The following is an 18119-nucleotide window of genomic DNA, read 5'->3' on the forward strand; positions in this document are numbered from 1 at the left end:
GCTCGGCGGTTGCAAGCGAGGGGACAAGAATGTGACCCAGGTCAGGCCAGCCAGTCGTCGGGTTTGGTGTCGTAGTCGACGTCGGTGGCCGCGATGTCGGCCCACTCCTCATCGGGGACGTCCTCGACGGTGAACTCCTCGCCGTCGTACCGGATGCGTTTGCCGACCTCCTCGGGGTCTGGCTCGCGGTCGCGGCGCCGCGCCACCTCCACGTCGTGTTCGTCCACTTCCTTCACGACGGTCTTGAGGTTCACCGGCCGGCCCCAGAGCTCGAAGACGCGTTCGAGCACCTGCTCGGCCTGCTGGAGGTCGAGCATGACGCCGTTGTAGTGGTGGGCCAGCAGTAGCTCGTTGCGGTTGTCGTAGTTGCCGTCCTGCACCGTGACGGTCGGCTTGCCGAAGTTGGTGAACTGGAGCATCAACTTCTTCTTCACGTCGCGGTAGTCCGTCGACGTGGCGCGGTAGTCGCGTGACGTGTGGACGTACTCGTAGGTGAAGTAGTCGTGCTCGTCGACGAACTCCTGAGTGAGGAACTCGTCGAGAAACGTCACGTCGTTGTGGCTCTCGCGTATCTCGAACATCCGGCGCCAGCCCGCCGTGCGGTCGATGTCGGCGACGGCCGCCTCCACCGACGGGTAGCGTTCTGTGTCGAACAGGTACCGCGACACCCGCTCGAGCGTCTCCTGGCTCGTCCGCTTGAGGAACCCGCGGTGCTGGCGCTTCACCAGCGAGTAGTGCCGCTCCGCGAGCCCCTCGAAGGTGAGCACCTTCCACGGGTACGTCTCGACGTCGAACTCGCCGGCGCGAGCCCGCTCCAGCGCGTCGGCGTCGACGCGCGGGTCCTCGGGGTCCAGTTCGTCGAGGTGGCCCGGCACGTCCGCTATGGCGGGGTCCGGCTCCAACAGGTCCAGCACCGCGTCGACATCGACCGCCTCGTGGACGTTGCGCCACGTCACGCCCTCGACTTTCAGGAGGCGCTCGAGCACCTCCCGGCGGTTCGCGCGGTTCTCGACGTACTCCCATATCTGGAGGCCGAGCGAGTAGGGGTTGAGCCCGGGCGAGCCCAGTACCTGCGCCATGTGGTCGGCATACGAGAGGAACTCCTCGTCGGCCGCGAACGCCTCACCGGTCATCATCAGCGACTCCCAGTAGGAGGCCCACCCCTCGTTCATCACCTTCGTCATCTTCTGGGGTGCGAAGTAGTACGCCTCCCGCCGGAGGATTTCGAGCACGTCCCGTTGCCACTGCTCGTACTCGACTGCCTTCTCGGCGTCGGGGTCGTACTGTTTGCCGTGGGCCGCGAGGAACGCGAGCACGTCCTTCTCGGGGGTGGGGGGGAAGCCGACGCCGGCGTCCGACCGCTGGGCGTCGAGCCAGTCGTCGTCGAACACCTGTTGTTTCACCTCCTCCGAGAGGTCCAACTCGTCGAGGTCGGGCGCATCCTCGTCGGTCTCCGGAGCCTCTCCACCCCAGGCGTCGACCGGGGCGAACGGCCGGTGCTGGTCGATGTTGTCCTCCAGACAGAGCACGTGGTCGATCCACGCCTCGACGGCCTCGCGGTCGACGTCGGGGTCCTCCATGTACTCGCGGATGGCCTCGCCGTGGCGCTCCAGCATCGCCGCGGCGTCCGGGCCACGCTCGGGGCCGCCCTCGCCGTCCCGGCCGCTGAACAGCCCGAACCACTCGTTGTTCCTGAAGAAGTCGGCGTGGGCCTCGACGTGGGTGATGACGGCCTTCTGGTCCGCGAGGTCGTTCGACTCCTGCAGGAAGGCGTGGGCGGGGTCGTCGTTGTTGACGATTTCGAACGCCTTCCCGCCGAGGAACTGCCCCTGCTTGCGCTGGCGGTCGTACTGCATCCCCCACCGCCAGTGGGGGTAGCGCCGCTGGAACCCGCCGTACGCGATGAGTTCGTTCATCTCGTCGTAGTCGACGATCCAGTAGTTCACCGGGTACGGGTCGAGCCCCAGTTTCCGGGCGAGGTTGTTCGCCTCCCGGACCGGCTCCTCGAGCCCCTCGGCGATGCGCTGTTTCCTGATTCGGTCGATGTCAGTCATTGTCCTCGGTGCTCAGGACGGTGTAGATGGCGTCGACCACGTCCTCCTGGCTCTGGACGTAGGCGACGGCGACGTTGCCCTCCTCGCCGAAGTGGTTCTGCACCTCCTCGGCGTGGGTCGCGTTGATGGCGTTGCCGCTCGGCTGGGTCTCGACGTACGCGTGCAGGTTCGCCGGTATCGCCTCCATCAGCGGGATGACCTGCTCCTCGGTGTCGTTCGAGGAGTTCTCCGAGTCGCCGGCGGCGAACACGTAGCGGTTCCACTCGCTCCAGGGGTATCGCTCCTCGAGCAGTTCGGCGGCGAGTTCGTACGCGCTGGAGATGCGGGTCCCCCCGCCCGAGCGGATGCCGAAGAACTCGTCGCGTTCCACCTCCCACGCCTCCGCGTCGTGGGCGATGTAGACGAACTCGGCGTTGTCGTACTTGCCGGTCAGATACCAGTCCAGCGGCGTGAACGTCCGCTCGACGAGTTCCCGTTTCGTCTCGCGCATGCTCCCGGAGACGTCGCGGATGTTGACGACGACGACGTTCGTCTCCTTCTCCTCGATTATCTCGGGGTAGCGGTAGCGTTCGTCCTCCCGCCGGAACGGTATCTGGTCGACGCCCTCCCGCCGGATGCGCGCGGCGGTCGACTCCCGCTCGACGTTCGCCGTCATCTCGTCGATGGAGTCCCAGCGGGCCCGCTCGTCGTCGGGAATCGACTCGTAGGCGTCGTCGAGCCACGCCCGCGAGACGGGGATGTGTTCGCCGCGGGCCCACTCGAACACCGTCGCCGGCCCCCAGCCGTCGACCCGGAGCGCCTCCTCGACGTACGCCTCGTCGAACTCCATCGCCAGTTTCCGCTTGAGCCCCTGCTTGAACAGCCGCTCGAAGTCCAGCGTCGACGCGGGGCCGGTGCGGGTGATGTCGGTGAAGTCACCCTCCTTCTCCTCGACCACCTGTTTCCCCTTGGGGTCGAGGTCCAGGCCGAGTTCCTCGTCGAGTTCCTGGGCGAACTCCTCGGGGTCCATCTCGTAGTACTCGTGGTCCGCGCCCTCCTCGCCGGGGTCGCCGTCCTCGTCGCCGTCGCCGGGTTCGGGCTGGCCGACCGGGTCGCCCTCCTCGGGCGTGCCGCCGTCGCCCTGTCCGACCCCACCCATGTCGCGTCTGTCGTACTCGAAGGCCGGCAGGTCGACGATTTTGATGGGGACGCGTATCTCGCCCGGGAGCGACTGGCCCAGGTCGCCGTACTGGATGAACTCCGAGAGGTCCTGCCGGCGCTGTTCGCCGACTTCCCGGTAGCGGTCGAGGTCTTCTTTCAGTCCCATCTGTAGCTCACCTGGCTCATGACGTGCCGGCTGGTCAGTTCCGCCGACGCCTCGCTGTAGTCGAACATCTCGACCAAGTTCTCGATGGTCTGCTCCTTGACGCGAGCCGTCTCCGTCCCCGAGGGCGGGTCGTCCCACTGCGCGGGGTCGAAGTCCTCGTGGACGCGGCGCACGTCGTCCCAGTCGTGGCTCCCCAGCACCGTCTCGATGACGGGAATCTCCTTGGGGTTGACGTCGCCGACGCGGAACTCCGCGTCGCGGTTGCGCCACGCGTGGCGGTTGAGCGCGGTGACGACCTTCCCCTCGCGGAACTCCCGGACCCCCTCGTCGGGGTCGGTGCCGTCGTAGTCGCTCTCGTCGAACCGGCCGAGATGCTCGGTCTCGAACACCTTCATCTTCAGCGGGTCCGGCTCCTCCGACTCCCCGCGTTCGTTCTCGATGGTCTCGTCCTCGACCCAGGCGTACACGTGCTCGATGTACTCCTCGACGGTCTCGGCGTCGACGCGCTTCTCGCGCATGATGGCCGCGAGCACGTCCTCCTCCTGGGCGGTGAACACGTGGTTCTTCACCGGGACGAGACGGTTCTCGAACTCGGTGCGCTCGCTGGGGGAGAACACGGGCGCGTCCCCGAGGTCCGCGGCCATCGCGTTCAACACGTCGCGGGGCATCACCACGTCCTCGACGGGGAGGTCGGGGTGGTGGCGGTCCGTCTCCTCCTGGAGGAGGTCCGCGATGACGTCGCGGGTGAACGTCACGGGGATACCCGCCTCGCCGTCGGTCGCGTCGTCGTCGAACGCCAGTTCCGCCTTCTCGCGTCGCTCGTCGCCGTCACGCAGGTAGCCGCGGTCGAACACCAGCGCCTTGTCCACCAGGTCGACGCCCGGCGGCAGGTCCTCGCCGTCCAGTCGCGAGACGACCGCGTACATCGCGGCCGCCTCGACGGCGTGGGGCGGCAGTTCCCGGTCGCGCGTCTCGCCGTCACGCCCCCGGACGGTGACGTGGAGCGGCTCCCGTATCTTCTCGGCGAGCTGGTCGTAGCTGTCGGCGTCCCACACCTGCGTCTCATCGGTCAGCTCCCGGCGCACGAGTTCGGCTTCCAGCGAGAGGTTCGTCAGGTACGTGAACTCGTGTTTGTCGAGCCGGCGCTTCAGCGCCTTCAGCGGGTCGGACCCCCCGGACTCAGCGTGCTGATTCAACTGAGCCTCGAGGTCCGGGTTCGAGATGATGACCATCTGGGTGTCGATGTCCATCCCGATGCCCTTGTCGAGTTTGACGGTGCCCTCGTCGGGCACGTTCAGCAGTTTCTGGAGCAGGTCGGCGTGCTGGGCGGCGTCCTCGACGACGGTGAGGATGCCGTTGCCCTGCGACAACACGCCGTCGTAGGAGAACGCCTGCGGGTTCTTGCGGCCCCGCGAGTCGAGTTCCTGCAACATCCCGTGCATCCACGAGCCGACCAGCCGCTCCTTCGGCGGGCCGTCGTCCTCGCTGTGGAGCACGCCGATGCCCTTCCCCACGTCGGCGACGTAGTTCTTCACACGGAGATGCTGGGGGTCAGTCACCGCCGAGAACAGCGCCTCGACGCCCTCGCGCCGGTACCGTTCCTCCAGATACTCGTACGCCTCCCGCGAGAACGGGTCGAGCCGCCCCTCCACGCGGACGGGGACGTGGTCGTCGAGCGACTCGTTGACCCGCGCGAGCACGTCCTCGCGGACGGACTCGGGGAACACCGACAGCGGGTGGACCTGCACCGGCGACTCGTACCAGTCGTCCTCGTCGGCGACGGGACCGTCGCCGTACGTCATCCCCGGCGACTCGGAGACGCCCGCGACGTTCCACTCGACGGTGTAGCGGCGGCCCTCCGGCGTCTTGGAGTACTCCCGGAGGCCGTTGATGAGACACCGCTTCAGCTCGGACTTCCCGGTCGCGGTGGGCCCGTCGAGCCACACTATCTTCTCGTCTTTCCCCCGTCCTGCGGCGATGGAGCGCAGGTCGTCGACGAACGCGTTGAGCACCTCCGTGTTGCCGAGGATGGCGTGCTCGCCGTCGTTGTGCGGGTCGTCGAAGAACCGGTGGCGCTGTTTCTCCTCGCCCTCTTCGACGACGGTGCGGGTGCCCGCGGCCTCGATGGCTTCCAGCAGGTACTTCGAAGCGTGGCTCGCGGTCGTCGGGTTCTCGATGACGTGGTCGACGTACGCCGACAGCGACATCGGCGGCTCGTACGTCTCCCGGAGGGCGTCGTCGGCGGCGCGGATGAACTCCTCGCTCATTCCTCCATCTCTGCCTTTGCGACCTCCGCGCCGGCGAACTCGAGCACCTCCTTGGCGCCCTCACGGGAGTAGCCCTGCTCCTCCAGGGCGCTTATCCAGGCGTTGCGCTCGTCGTCGTCCATCTCCCCGCTGGACACCAGCGCGGAGAAGTTGATGTTGTGTTTCTTGTCCTCCCAGAGTTTCCGCTCGAGCGCGCGGCGCAGGCGGTCGTTGTCCTGCGGGTCGAACGACGACCCCTCGCGGGCGCGCCGCGAGACCCAGTTGGCGACCTCTTGGCGGAAGTCGTTTTTCCTGTCCTCGGGGATGTCGAGTTTCTCCTCGACGTCGCGCAGGAACTTCTCGTCGGGCTCCTGCTCCCGACCCGTGATCTCGTCTTCGACGGTGTCGTCGTCGATGTACGCCATGACGTGGTCCATGTACTTCTCGCCCTGCCGCTGTATCTCGTCGAGGTCGTAGGCGAGGGCGTGCCGGACGTCCTCGATGGCCCGCTCCTTGTACTCCTCGCGGACGGACTCGAGGTAGCGGTAGTACGTCTCGAAGTTCTCGGTCGGGATGGAGCCGTGGTTCTCCAGGTTCTCCTCGAGGTGGTTGAACGTCGTCAGCGGGGAGAGGAAGCCGCGGTCGCGGTGCATCGAGTCCATGATGGCCTCCGCGATTTCGTCGCCGATGAACCGCGGGGAGACGCCGTCCATCCCCTCGCCGATGTCGGCCGTCTCCTCGGCCTCGTCGCGGAGCTTCTTCACGTCGATGTCGTCAGCCTCGTCGATTTCGCCGTTGTAGGCCTTCGCTTTCTGAACGATGGACACCTGCCCGCCGTCCGGCTCTTCGATGCGCGTGAGGACGCCGAACAGCCCCGCCATCTCCAGGGTGTGTGGCTCGACGTGGATGTCGGGCACGTCGGCGTTCGACAGCATCTTCCGGTAAATCTGGGCCTCTTCCTCGTACTGGAGAACGTACGGGAAGTCGATGCGCTTGGTGCGGTCGTTGAACGCCTCCATCTTCTCGTCGCCCTTCTTGTCCCGGTACTCGGGCATGTTCGTCCGGCCGACGATGACCTGGTCGATGTCGATGCGCGGGTTGTTCTTCGGCTTGATGGTCTGCTCCTGGGTGGCGTGCAGGAAGTCGTAGAGGAACTCCCGCTGGAGTTTCAGCAGTTCCTCGCCTGAGAACAGCCCCCGGTTCGCGTTGCAGAACGCCCCCGAGTAGTCGAACGCCCGCGGGTCGGACTCGCCGTAGACCGCTATCTTCGAGTAGTTGACGTCGCCCGTCAGTTCCGTCTCGTCCTGGTTCTTCTTGTCCTTCGGCTCGAACGTCTCGATGGACTGCCGTTTGTTCTCGTCGGCGACGAGCCGGATCACCTCGATGTGGTTCTCCAGCACCTGCTGGAGGTCGTCGTCGTAATGCTCCAGCAGTTTGTCCATGTAGAACTCGCTGGCCGGGTCGAGCGCCTGCTCGTTGCGGATGGTGTACGGCGCGTCCAGCCGCTCGTTGAGGTCGTCGACGACGCGCTGGCGCTGTTCGACGGGAAGCAGGACGAGCGGGTCCTGGTTCATCGGCGACCGGACCACGTCGTCGCCGGGGTCCTGGTCGCGGACCACGTCACAGAGGTTCGTCCACCGGAACGTGTACATCCGACCCGCCTCCCGCATCGTGTAGTCCTCGTAGTAGCGGCGGACCTGCCGGTCGAAGTCGGACTTCCCAGACCCCACGGGCCCGAGCAGGAGCTTGATCCGCTTCTCGGGGCCGAGCCCCCTCGCACCGGACTTCACCTTGTTGACGAACTCGTGGATGGACTCGTGGATGTTCCGGCCGTAGAACGTGTTCTCGCCGTCCCCGAGCGGGTCCTCGGACGCGAGTTCGTACTCGACCACGCCGGCCTCCTCGTCGTAGGTGGTGCCGTAGTAGTCGAACATGTCCGCGACGCGCTGGTGGGCGTTGCGTGCGACCTTCGGCGCGTCGTGTAGCTCCTCGAGGTACCAGTCGAACGACCGCGTCTCGCGGAGGTCCGCGGGGATCGACCGCCGGTACTCCTCGCTCAGGTCTTCGAGTGTTTCCATGTCGCTCATTCTATCATCCGGGCAAGCCGGTCTGTCGCCGCGCGACGCGACGATGGCGTACGGGTGGCACGGGCGCCGGTCCCCGCCGGCGGGGCCGAGGGTGTCTGTGCTCCGTCCCCGGAGCGGTCGGACGTGTGTGTCATGTGTGCGTGTGACACCCTGCGTGCACCGCGCGACCGTCGAACGACGTGACGGCACAGCAGGGCGACGGATCGAACGGCGCTCGCGCCGTACCGATACCCTATTATAGGTGTGTGTCGCATTCACATAAGCTTGCCTCCAGAAGATATATAGCGACCCCCAGCCAGCGGCGCCAAACCGGCGAACGGTGCGCGAATGCCGGTCGCGTCGGCGGGGTCGGTGAGATGAAGTAAATGCGTATTTAAATCTGCCGGCGATACACGGCGAGAGCACCGGCCGGCCGGGGGTGTCGGCGTCGCTTCGCCGGGGCACAACGGTCTTGCCGGGCCCCCCGCTACGGACGCGCATGGCCGACGGCGACGCAGACGACGAGGAGTTCGCCCCCGGGTGGCTGGTGTGGAGCGACGCCGACGACAAACTCGTCGTCGCGTACCGGCCGGACGTGTTCGACGGAAACGCCTTTCCCGCGCCGTGTCTCCCCACCATCTACGTCACCCAGGGGCGACGCTCCCGGCGGCCGGGCACCGACCGCGACCCCGCGCCGGGGACGCCGTGGTACGTCACGCTGTTTCTCGAACCCGAGGTCGAACGCGACGCCGAGCAGTATCCGACGGAGGCCGAAGCCCGCGAGGCGGCCCGCGAACTCGCCCGCCGGTTCGACGCCGGCGACGTCGACTACCGCGCGCTGTACCAGGTCCCGCGGGAGACGTACTTCGAGAAACTGGACGAGTTGACCGGACGGGAGTGACCGCTCGGCCGTGAGCGGGCGGGAGACTTACCAACGGCGTGGCCCTACCCCCGCTCATGTCGAAGGTCACGCTCATCGGAACCCGCCTCGCGGAGGCGGGCACCGAGTTCGTCTACGACGGCGAGTCCGCGCTGTGTGAGGGCTGTCCGTACCGCGAACAGTGTCTCAACCTCACCGAGGGGCGGCGCTACCGGGTGACGGGGGTCCGCGACAACACCCAGCGGCTGGAGTGTGCGGTCCACGACTCGGGGGTCCGGGCCGTCGAGGTAGAGCCCGCGCCTGTGCGGGCCAACGTCGCGGCCAACTCCGCGTACGCCGGGTCGAAAGCCGAACTCGAGGGCCCGTGTCCGTACACCGAGTGTCCGAGCCACGAGTTCTGCGAGCCGGCCGGCGCCGAGTTCGACGTCGAGTACCGCATCGCGGAGGTAGTCGGCGACCCGCCCCACGACTACTGCATGCTCGACCGCGACCTGACGCTCGTGGAGTTTGCACCTCCCGAGGAGGAGTAGCGGCGTGGCCGACCACGCGGTCGTCCTCCCCGACTCGGAGATGGTGACGAGTCCCCCGTCGGGCAAGACGGTCCGGTTCCTGGAGCGGCCCGACGACCCCGACAGCGACCCGCTCACCTTCGAGATGACGCTCGCGCCCGACGGCCACGGGCCGATGCGGCACGTCCACCCCGAACAGGACGAGTGGCTCGAGGTACAGGAGGGACGCCTCGGTGTCTGGGTCGAGGGCCGCACCGAGGAACTCGAACCGGGCGAGCGCGTCACGATACCGGCGGGCACGCCCCACCGGTTCTGGAACGCCGGGAGGGGTGAACTCCGCCTCCACGGCGGCGTCGCGCCCGGCCTGCGCACCGAGCAGTTCATGCGGGTCACGTACGGGCTGGCCCGCGACGGCGCGCCCATCACGCCGTCGGGGATGCCGCTGAACGTCCTTCGGCTCGCCGTCCTGCTTTCCACGTACGACGACATGCTGTATCTCTCGGCGCTCCCGGTGTGGCTCCAGCGGGCCGCGGTTCGCCTGCTCGCACCGCTGGGGAGGGCCGTCGGCTACGACGACCGCTACGTCGAGTATCTCCCGCCGTAGCGTTCTGCGCTCCGGCGTCGGCTGGCCGGTGTGCCCCCGGTGTTGAGAACCGGGGAAATTAATACGGTCGGTGCTCGAACCGCGACACGGTTGTATCGATGTCCGACGAGCAGACACCCCCAGGTGTCGACGCTGAGGACCGTGTGGTGACGGTGCTTCTCGTCGGACCGACGGGGGAGACCGTCGGAGCAGTCGAGACGGCGCTCGCCGGGGAGGTGGGGCACGTCCGGGTCGATGCCGTCCCCGACGGCGCCGCGGCGCTCGACCGCATCGAGGCGGGCGGGGTCGACTGCGTCGTGAGCTTTCACGACCTGCCCGACCGGACGGGACTGGACCTGTTCGAGGCCGTCGACGCCACGCTCCCGTTCGTACTGCTCGTGTCTCCCGGTGACGAAGCGACCGTCGAGGCGGCGCTGTCGGCCGGCGTCACCGACTGCGTGCGGTTCGACGGCACGCGGACGACGACCGATTTGCTCGCGCGACGCGTCGGGAACGCGGTAGCCCGACGGCGGGTCCGCTCCGACTACCGCGAGATATTCGACGAGGCCTCGGACGGTATCCTCGTCCACGACCCCGACACGGGCGCGGTGCTGGACGTGAACCGGGCGTTCTGCGAGCGGCTCGGCTACGACCGCGAGCGGGTGCTGGAGATGTCGGTCGGCGAGTTCAGCGCCTCCGATACGGACTACACCGACGCGGCGGCGAGAGCCCGCATCGCGGCGGCCACCGAGGAGGGGTCGCAGGTGTTCGAGTGGGTCTGCGAGACGAGCGACGGCGAGGCCGTGCCGATGGAGGTCAGCCTGCGACAGACGACGCTCGGGGGCCGCGAGCGCGTGCTCGCGGTCGTCCGTGACATCTCCGAGCGCCGGGAGCGCGAGCGCATGCTTCGGGAACTGCAGGCGTGCACGGAGCGACTGATGCACACGGAGGACACCGTGGAGACGGCCGAGGTGGCCGTCGCGGCCGCCAGCGACATCATCGGCGTCCCGCTGGCCGGCGTCCACGTCGTCGACGGCCCCGACCGGGAGGTGCTGGAGCCGGTCGCGTTCCACGACGCCGTCGGGGACGACCCGCTCGAGTTGCCGCCCCGCGAGGAGTGCATCCGGGAGGACCCGGTCGGCGCGGTGCTCTGGGAGGCGTACGAGACCGGCGAGCGGACGTCGTTCGCGGGGACGGAGGTACCCGGCGCCCCCTCGGTCAGGACCGCGTCCGGCTTCGTCCATCCACTCGACGACCACGGGGTGTTCGTCGTGGCGGCGACGGAACCGGACGCGTTCGACGCCACGGACGAACTGCTGGTCGAGGTGCTGGCGACGGCGCTTACGGCCGCGTTCGACCGGACGGAACGCGAGCGGCTGGTCCGCGAACACGAACGGCAACTCGAGGCGGAGAACGACCGTCTCGACGAGTTCGCGGGCATCATCTCCCACGACCTGCGGAACCCGCTGAACGTCGCCAGCGGCCGGGTCGACCTCGCCCGCGAGCGACGTGACGACGAGCATCTCGACGCCGCCTCGAACGCGCTCGACCGGATGACGGTGCTCGTCGAGGACCTGCTGATGCTCGCACGGGACGGCACCGCGGTCGGCGAACTCCAACGGGTGTCGCTCGAGGAGGCGGCCAGCGACGCCCGCGCGATGGTCTCGGGTGACCAGCTAACCGTCGAGATGTCGGCCCCGGAGTCGGTTGCGCTCCGGGCCGACCCCGCCCGGCTCCGACAGCTGTTCGAGAACCTGTTCCGCAACAGCCGGGACCACGCGACGCCCGACGCCGGCGACGTGACGGTGACGGTCGGCCTGCTCGTCGGCGAGAAGGGGTTCTACGTCGAGGACGACGGTCGCGGCGTGCCGGAACCCGTCCGCGAGGAGGTGTTCGACCCCAGCTACACGACGGCCGACGGGGGGACGGGACTGGGGCTCAACATCGTCGCCGACGTCGCCGACGGCCACGGGTGGGATGTGCGGGTGACGGAGGGGTCCGACGGCGGCGCTCGCTTCGAGTTCGCCGGCGTCACGCTCGTCGAGTGACCTACAGGCGTTCGGCGGCGTGTTCCTGTGCGGCGTTCTCGTCGAGCCGTCCGACGAGCGACGCCGCGTAGCCGAACACGCTCTCGTAGCCGTACGCCGACAGGAGCACCGGGTAGAACGGGCGGTCCGCGACGAACGTCTCGTCGTTCGCGCGGGCGTAGACGCTCCCCTCGGCGACCCGCTCGAAGTTGGCCGCGAGCACCTCGTACTCGTACTGGCCGGGGACGCCGGCCGGCTTCGGGAGTTCCCGCTCCAGCCGGAACACCGGCACCTCGTCGACGCGGCGGTGACCGTCGTCGGAGAGCGCGCCGACGCCCGCGAGGAACTGCGTACACAGCAGGTAGGCGTTCTGTGCGGCGCTCTCGCTTCCTTGCAGGCCGCACTCCACCTCGAGCACGTCCGGCTTCTGGATGAGTCGGCCCTCCGAGAAGTTGGCCGTCTCGACGACGGCCTCGACGGTGAGATACGGCACCACCGACGCCGCGAGCGGGTCGAGGTCGTCCGTCAGCGCGAACGGCGCGGCGTACGACTGCGTCGAGTGGAGCGAGAACACCGTCTGCCCCCGGAGCTCCTGTAACAGCTCGTGGGCCAGCCGCGACTCGTGTGTGTCGCCGTCGGGGTCCCCTGGAAACGCCCGGTTGAGGTCCTCCTCGACGTACCGTTCGTTCCGCTCCAGCGCCTCCTCGTTCGCGACGACGAGCTTCACCGGGCGGGTGACGTCGAGGTCCGCATCGAGCAACCCTTCGACGGCCCGCTTGCCGCACGGCTCGTCGCCGTGGATACCGCCGACGATGGCGATTTCCGGCTCCCCCTCGCCCAACTGTTCGACGCGCATTCACCTGGAGTTCCGGGGGGAACTACCTAAGCCCCGCGTTTCGCTCGCGGCTCGAAACTTTATGCGTGCGCCCCGGCGAGTGGTGGTCGTGTTCAACCTATCGCTCGACAACTGGAACGTGGAACTGACCGAAGGCTCCATCAAGAACGTCGGCCCCACCAACAAGGGTGCGACCGGGAAACTGTTCGACGTGGAGTCGGTCGACGTCAGGGAGTTCGGCGACAAGCGGCTGAAGCTCGCGTTCGACGACGACGAGGGCAACGAGGTGGAGGTGGCGCTGTTCCCCGAACAGGCCGCGGAGGTGCGACGCGGTATCGAGATGCTGGAGGAGGAGAGTCGGGTGTTCGAGTAGAGCGTGGCCGAGCGACCGGCGGAGCGAGGCCACGTCACGGCGAGCGGGGAGGAGCGGAGCGACGACCCGCGAGCAGCGGGCGTCTCGACCCGCTGTTCTGCGGTCGCGCGACGCGTGTGGCGCCGAGACGATTCCGACAACCGTTTTACCCCCGACCCGTTTCATCACGGTAATGGATACGTGCATCATCTGTGGTGCGTCCTGTGGGGGGCCGGTCTGTGACACCCACCAGGAGGACGTGCTGTTCGAATTCACGGGCAACTCCGCCTCGCAACTCACCGACGGACGGTTCTACCGCGGGACGGTCGACGGCTACGCCGACTTCGGCGTGTTCGTCGACCTCGCGCCCGGGGTCACCGGGCTGTTGCACCGCTCGAAGATAGACCGCCGGCTCGAATCCCTCGACTGGGAGGAGGGCGACGAGGTGTTCGTGCAGGTGACGAACGTCCGCGACAACGGCGACATCGACCTCGGCTGGTCCATCCGCCAGTCCGAGCGCGACTTCCGCGGCGTGCTCGTCGAGACGCCCGAGGGCGACGAACTGCCCGAGGAGAGCGACGACGACGACGACGACGGCCCGACGCGGACGAACGTCTCGAACATCGAATCGAGCGACGCCGACTCGACGGACCGCCGACCGTCAAGCTCCGGCGACGGCGCCGACGCCGAGACGGACGACACCGAGTCGTCCGCCGGCGAGTCGGCCGACGACGGCGGCGCGGAGGCCGCCACGGAATCGTCCGCGGACGACCGGAGCGAGACGGCAGACGAGCCCACCGAGGCGGGGTCAGACGCGGACGACCGCGACTACGAGCGGGCGACCGTCGAGTCGCTGACCGACCGCGTCGGCGAGGACGTGCGCCTGGAGGGCGAGATAGTCTCCGCGCGTCAGACCGCCGGCCCGACGGTGTTCGAACTCCGCGACGAGACGGCCGTCGTCGACTGTGCGGCCTTCGAGGAGGCGGGCGTCCGTGCGTACCCCGACGTGGAGTCGGGCGACGTCGTCCGCCTGGACGGCGAGGTTCGGGTCCGCCGCGACGAACTGCAGGTCGAGACGGAGACGCTGACCGTCCTCGAGGGCGACGAACGGGAGGCCGTCGAAGAGCGGATGGCCGACGCGCTCGACAGCGAGGCCGAACCGACCGACTACGAGCTGCTGGCCGACGACGACGCCGTGGCGGCGCTGGTCGACGACGTCGTGGACGCGGCGACGGCCATCCGGCGCGCGGTGCTGGACTCGCGGCCCATCGTCGTCCGTCACTCCGCGACGACGGACGGCTACGTCGCGGGCGCCGCCATCGAGCGTGCGGTGTTGCCGCTGGTCCGCGAGGAGCACCCGGGCACGGACGCGGCGTACCACTACTTCGACCGCCGTCCGCTGGAGGACGGTACCTACGATATGGACGACGCGACGAAGGACGTCACCCGGATGCTCGACAACCGCGAGCGCCACGACGAGAAGCTCCCGCTGTTCGTGTTCGCGGCCGCCGGGTCGACCGGCGACTCGCTGGACGGGCTCGGCCTGCTCGACGTGTACGGCGCCGAGAGCGTCGTGGTCGACGGCCTCGCGGCGGACGACGACATCAGCGAGCGGGCGGCCGTCACCGTCACGGGCGACGGCGACCGCACGGCCGGCACGTTCGCGGCCAACGTCGCCGCGGCGGTCAACGACGACGTGCGCGACGACCTGTTCCACCTGCCTGCAGTCACTTACTGGGAGGACACGCCCGAGGTGTACGTCGACCTGGCCAGCGAGGCCGGCATCGACGCGGAGGCCGCGACCCGCCTGCGCGAGGCCATCGCGCTCGAAGCCTACTACCAGAGCTACGAGGACAAGCGCGAACTCATCATCGACCTCCTGTTCGACCAGGAGGTCGGCCTCGCCGAGCAGGTGTCGACGCAGTTCCGCGAGAAACTCGACGCGGAACTCGACACGGCGGAGGCGAACATCGAGACCCGCGAGGTCGGCGGCACGGAGGTCGCGGTGCTCGACACCGACGCGTACACCCACCGGTTCGACTTCCCGCCGAAGACGCTGCTGCTCGACGAACTCCACCGCCGGCACCGCGAGGAGACGCCGGTCGTCGTTGGCTACGCGAAGGACGAACTGTACGTCCGCTCCCCGAACGGGCTGGACCTCGACGACGTGGCGGCCGACGCCGCCGAGCGCGCGCCGAACGCGGGCGTCTCCGCCCGCGGCGCCCACGTCGGCAAACTCGTGTTCCTCTCGGGTCGCCGGGACGCCGTGGTCGACGCGGTCGTCGACGCGGTGACCGAGCGGTTGTAACCGTCGGACACAAGTTCGTCCGCGGCCTGCGTCCGGTAGCGTGAGCACCGACGACGCCTTCAGACAGGTCTGTGAGACCCTCGCCGAGCGCATCCTCGCGGGCGAAATCGAGAAGGACGAGGTCGAGCAGGCGAAACTGGAGGTCTGCTCGGAGTTCTCCGCCGGGACGGTCCCCAAACACGCCGACATCCTCGATGCCGCCCCCGACGGGCGCCGGGAGGAGTTGGAGTCGGTGCTCCAGCGGAAGCCTGTCCGCACCGCTTCGGGCGTCTCGCCCGTCGCGGTGATGACCTCGCCACACACCTGTCCCCACGGCAAATGTCTCTACTGTCCGGGCGGTCCGGCCTCGGAGTTCGACTCCTCGCAGTCGTACACGGGCCACGAACCCGCCGCCGCCCGCGGCGTCCAGAACGACTACGACCCGTACGGGCAGGTCACCCTGCGGCTGAACCAACTGCGGGAGATTGGCCACCCGGTCGACAAGGTGGAACTCATCGTGATGGGCGGGACGATGACCGCCCGGAGCCACGACTACCAGGAGTGGTTCGTGAAGCGGTGTCTGGAGGCGATGAACGAGTTCGACCCCGACGCCGCCCCCTCGCCGTCGGAGACGGAGTCGTTCGCCGAAGACGACTACCCGTTCCGGTATCTCGAGGACGTCATCGCCGCCAACGAGACGGCCGACGTGCGCAACATCGGCACAACCTTCGAGACGAAGCCGGACTGGTGTGACCCCGAGCAGATACATCGGATGCTCGAGTTGGGCGGCACGAAAGTCGAGGTGGGCGTCCAGACGACCTACGAGCGCATCAACCGCGAGATGCACCGGGGTCACGGCGTTCAAGCCAGCATCGACGCCAACCGTAGGCTCCGGGACGCGGGGTTCAAGGTCGGCTTTCACATGATGCCCGGTCAGCCCGGGATGTCGAAGGAGATGTGTCTCGAAGATTTCCGGCGCATCTTCGAGCGGACGGAGTGGAAACCCGACTACCTCAAAATCTACCCGACGCTCGTCGTCCGCGACACCCTCACCTACGATATGTGGCGCCGCGACGAGTACGAACCGCTCGACAACGACGAGGCCGCCGAACTCGTCGCGGAAATCAAGTCGATGGTGCCCCGCTACACCCGGCTCCAGCGCGTCCAGCGGGACATCCCCGCCGACCACATCGACGCCGGCGTCTGGAAGTCCAACCTCCGACAGCTCGCGTGGAAGCGGATGGAGGAACACGGCTGGACCTGCGAGTGCATTCGGTGTCGGGAAGCCGGGATGAACGACGCCGAACCGCAGGGCGTCGAGATGCGCGTCGACACGTACGAGGCGGCGGGTGGCACCGAACATTTCATCTCGGTCGAAGATTTCGAACAGGACCTTCTGGTCGGGTTCTGTCGGCTCCGGTTCCCGAACGACCCGGTGCGCCGCGAGCTATCGGACGCCGCCATCGTCCGCGAGTTGCACGTCTACGGCTCGGAGGTGGGGATGGGCGACCCGGGTGACGACGCCACCCACCAGCACCGTGGCTGGGGCCGGAAACTGCTCGGCCGCGCCGAAGAACTCGCCCGCGAGGCCGGCTACGGGAAGCTGTCGGTCATCTCGGGTATCGGCGTCCGGGAGTACTACCGCGAGAAACTCGGCTACTACCAGGACGGGCCGTACGTCTCGACGCGGCTGTAAGCCACACGAGACGTACCTGTCTCCCACAAGACATTTGTCGGCTACGGCGCCAGCCGCGCGCATGAAACCGCTGTGGGCCATCGTCGGGTTCGGCGCCGCGGTGTTTCTGCTCGCCGCGGCGGGCAACGCCGAGGAAATCGCCGACCGCGACGAGAAGTGGGACGCAGTCGGGAGTACCCGGGACGCCGCACGCGAGGTGGAGGCCGCCGGCTGGAAGGTAGCGATGACGCGGTACAGCTACCTCCTGGGGGCGCTCGTCGCGGCCGGCTTCGGCGTCGCCGGTCTCCTGCTGTGAACCCGAGCGCTCATTTCCCCCGGGGCACACACCACGGTAATGCCCGTTCCGTCGCTCGTCGTCGGCATCGCCGGGGGGACCGGTGCCGGCAAGACGACCATCGCCCGCGAGATAACGGCGGGCGTCGAGTCGGTGACGCTCGTTCCGCTGGACAACTACTACGAGGACCGCTCCGGCATCCCGATGGAGCAGCGCGAGGAGATAAACTACGACCACCCGGACGCGTTCGACTGGGACCTGCTCGTCGAGCAACTGTCCGCGCTCGCGGAGGGGCGGACCGTCGAGATGCCCGAGTACGACTTCTCCATCCACAACCGGACCGACGAGACGACCAGCATCGACCCCGGCGACGTCATCATCGTCGAGGGCATCCTCACGCTCCACCGGCCCGAAATTCGGGAGATGCTGGACGTGAAACTGTACGTCGAGACGGACGCCGACGTGCGCATCATCCGGCGCATCCGCCGTGACGTGGTCGACCGGGGGCGTGACCTCGAAGGCGTGGTCTCGCAGTACCTCTCGACGGTGAAGCCGATGCACGAGCAGTTCGTCGAACCGACGAAGAAGGAGGCGGACCTCATCATCCCGGAGGGGGTCAACGACACCGCGGTCGACCTCCTGCGCGAGCGGGTCCGCGGCGTGGTCTCGGGCGACGAGCGTCCCGGCGTTTAGGCGGAGCGGGACTCGCCTACCTGCGGGTTGTACTGCCAGTACGGCGACGCACGGAGCGCGTCACCGACCGCCCGGTGCATGTCGACGATGTCCTCGAACTCCTCGGCGTCGACGTACTCGAACACGTCCGCGACCGACACCACCGTCTCGAAGTCCATCCTGACGGGGTCGTCGCCGTACTCCTCGACGAACTCCTCGGCCGACAGCGGGAACGACTCCTCCTCGTCGACCTTCTTGACGATGACGGCGTGTCCGAATTTGCGCATCCCCTCGCTCCCTTCTTCGCCGTCGGGGTCGTGCAGCCAGTCCAT

15 protein-coding genes are annotated in these 18119 nt (G+C 68.1%); 9 read left to right on the forward strand and 6 right to left on the reverse strand.

The features are described from left to right. Window positions 1-41 precede the first annotated feature (41 nt). The 4 genes from NL112_RS13040 to NL112_RS13055 are packed head-to-tail and all read right to left on the reverse strand — an operon-like array spanning window position 42 to window position 7693. Entirely contained in the window at window positions 42-2054 is a 2013-nt protein-coding gene (locus tag NL112_RS13040; RefSeq protein WP_255149277.1) for a SpoVR family protein, read from the reverse strand. Continuing rightward, the gene (locus tag NL112_RS13045) at window positions 2047-3360 is read right to left on the reverse strand and encodes a YeaH/YhbH family protein (RefSeq protein WP_255149278.1); all 1314 of its coding nucleotides are present in this window, start codon (window positions 3358-3360) and stop codon (window positions 2047-2049) included. Before NL112_RS13045 ends, NL112_RS13040 begins: the two co-directional genes overlap by 8 nt. Then, window positions 3351-5627: a PrkA family serine protein kinase gene (locus NL112_RS13050; RefSeq protein ID WP_255149279.1), complete on the reverse strand. Its 2277-nt coding sequence runs from the start codon at window positions 5625-5627 to the stop codon at window positions 3351-3353. Before NL112_RS13050 ends, NL112_RS13045 begins: the two co-directional genes overlap by 10 nt. Then, complete coding sequence (locus NL112_RS13055) at window positions 5624-7693, reverse strand: PrkA family serine protein kinase (protein WP_255149280.1); 2070 nt, start codon at window positions 7691-7693, stop codon at window positions 5624-5626. Before NL112_RS13055 ends, NL112_RS13050 begins: the two co-directional genes overlap by 4 nt. Before the next feature lie 478 nt (window positions 7694-8171). Between NL112_RS13055 and NL112_RS13060 the strand changes: the two genes are divergently transcribed. The 4 genes from NL112_RS13060 (at window position 8172) to NL112_RS13075 (ending at window position 11692) form a co-directional block, all read left to right on the forward strand. Next, complete coding sequence (locus NL112_RS13060) at window positions 8172-8573, forward strand: DUF5820 family protein (protein WP_255149281.1); 402 nt, start codon at window positions 8172-8174, stop codon at window positions 8571-8573. Between the two features lie 56 nt (window positions 8574-8629). Further along, a complete protein-coding gene (locus NL112_RS13065; protein ID WP_255149282.1) occupies window positions 8630-9082 on the forward strand; it encodes a UPF0179 family protein in 453 nt (150 codons plus the stop codon). A 4-nt stretch (window positions 9083-9086) separates the two neighbouring features. Beyond that, on the forward strand, window positions 9087-9665 hold the full coding sequence (locus NL112_RS13070; protein WP_255149283.1) for a cupin domain-containing protein: 579 nt from the start codon (window positions 9087-9089) through the stop codon (window positions 9663-9665). Between the two features lie 98 nt (window positions 9666-9763). After that, entirely contained in the window at window positions 9764-11692 is a 1929-nt protein-coding gene (locus NL112_RS13075) for a hybrid sensor histidine kinase/response regulator (RefSeq protein ID WP_255149284.1), read from the forward strand. A 1-nt stretch (window position 11693) separates the two neighbouring features. Here the strand turns inward: NL112_RS13075 and NL112_RS13080 are convergent, their stop codons facing one another. Next, entirely contained in the window at window positions 11694-12527 is an 834-nt protein-coding gene (locus tag NL112_RS13080; RefSeq protein ID WP_255149285.1) for a M14 family metallopeptidase, read from the reverse strand. A gap of 88 nt (window positions 12528-12615) precedes the next feature. Here NL112_RS13080 and NL112_RS13085 point away from each other — a divergent pair, with 88 nt between their 5' ends. From NL112_RS13085 to udk, 5 genes are all read left to right on the forward strand, one after another. Further along, entirely contained in the window at window positions 12616-12879 is a 264-nt protein-coding gene (locus tag NL112_RS13085; protein WP_255149286.1) for a hypothetical protein, read from the forward strand. Window positions 12880-13051: 172 nt separating this feature from the next. Further along, window positions 13052-15166, forward strand: coding sequence for an OB-fold nucleic acid binding domain-containing protein (locus NL112_RS13090; RefSeq protein WP_255149287.1), 2115 nt, complete (start codon window positions 13052-13054; stop codon window positions 15164-15166). 40 nt (window positions 15167-15206) lie between these two features. Then, window positions 15207-16841 carry a tRNA uridine(34) 5-carboxymethylaminomethyl modification radical SAM/GNAT enzyme Elp3 gene (locus NL112_RS13095; RefSeq protein ID WP_255149288.1) on the forward strand — a complete coding sequence of 545 codons (1635 nt, stop codon included), beginning with the start codon at window positions 15207-15209 and terminating at the stop codon, window positions 16839-16841. Window positions 16842-16902: 61 nt separating this feature from the next. Then, window positions 16903-17136: a hypothetical protein gene (locus NL112_RS13100; protein ID WP_255149289.1), complete on the forward strand. Its 234-nt coding sequence runs from the start codon at window positions 16903-16905 to the stop codon at window positions 17134-17136. A 39-nt stretch (window positions 17137-17175) separates the two neighbouring features. Continuing rightward, entirely contained in the window at window positions 17176-17808 is a 633-nt protein-coding gene (gene udk, locus NL112_RS13105; RefSeq protein ID WP_255149290.1) for a uridine kinase, read from the forward strand. Here the strand turns inward: udk and NL112_RS13110 are convergent. Continuing rightward, entirely contained in the window at window positions 17805-18119 is a 315-nt protein-coding gene (locus NL112_RS13110) for a DUF5785 family protein (protein ID WP_255149291.1), read from the reverse strand. The two genes, udk and NL112_RS13110, sit on opposite strands and share 4 nt — an antisense overlap.

The organism is Halorarius halobius, assembly GCF_024298865.1.
GTDB lineage: Archaea > Halobacteriota > Halobacteria > Halobacteriales > Haloarculaceae > Halorarius > Halorarius halobius.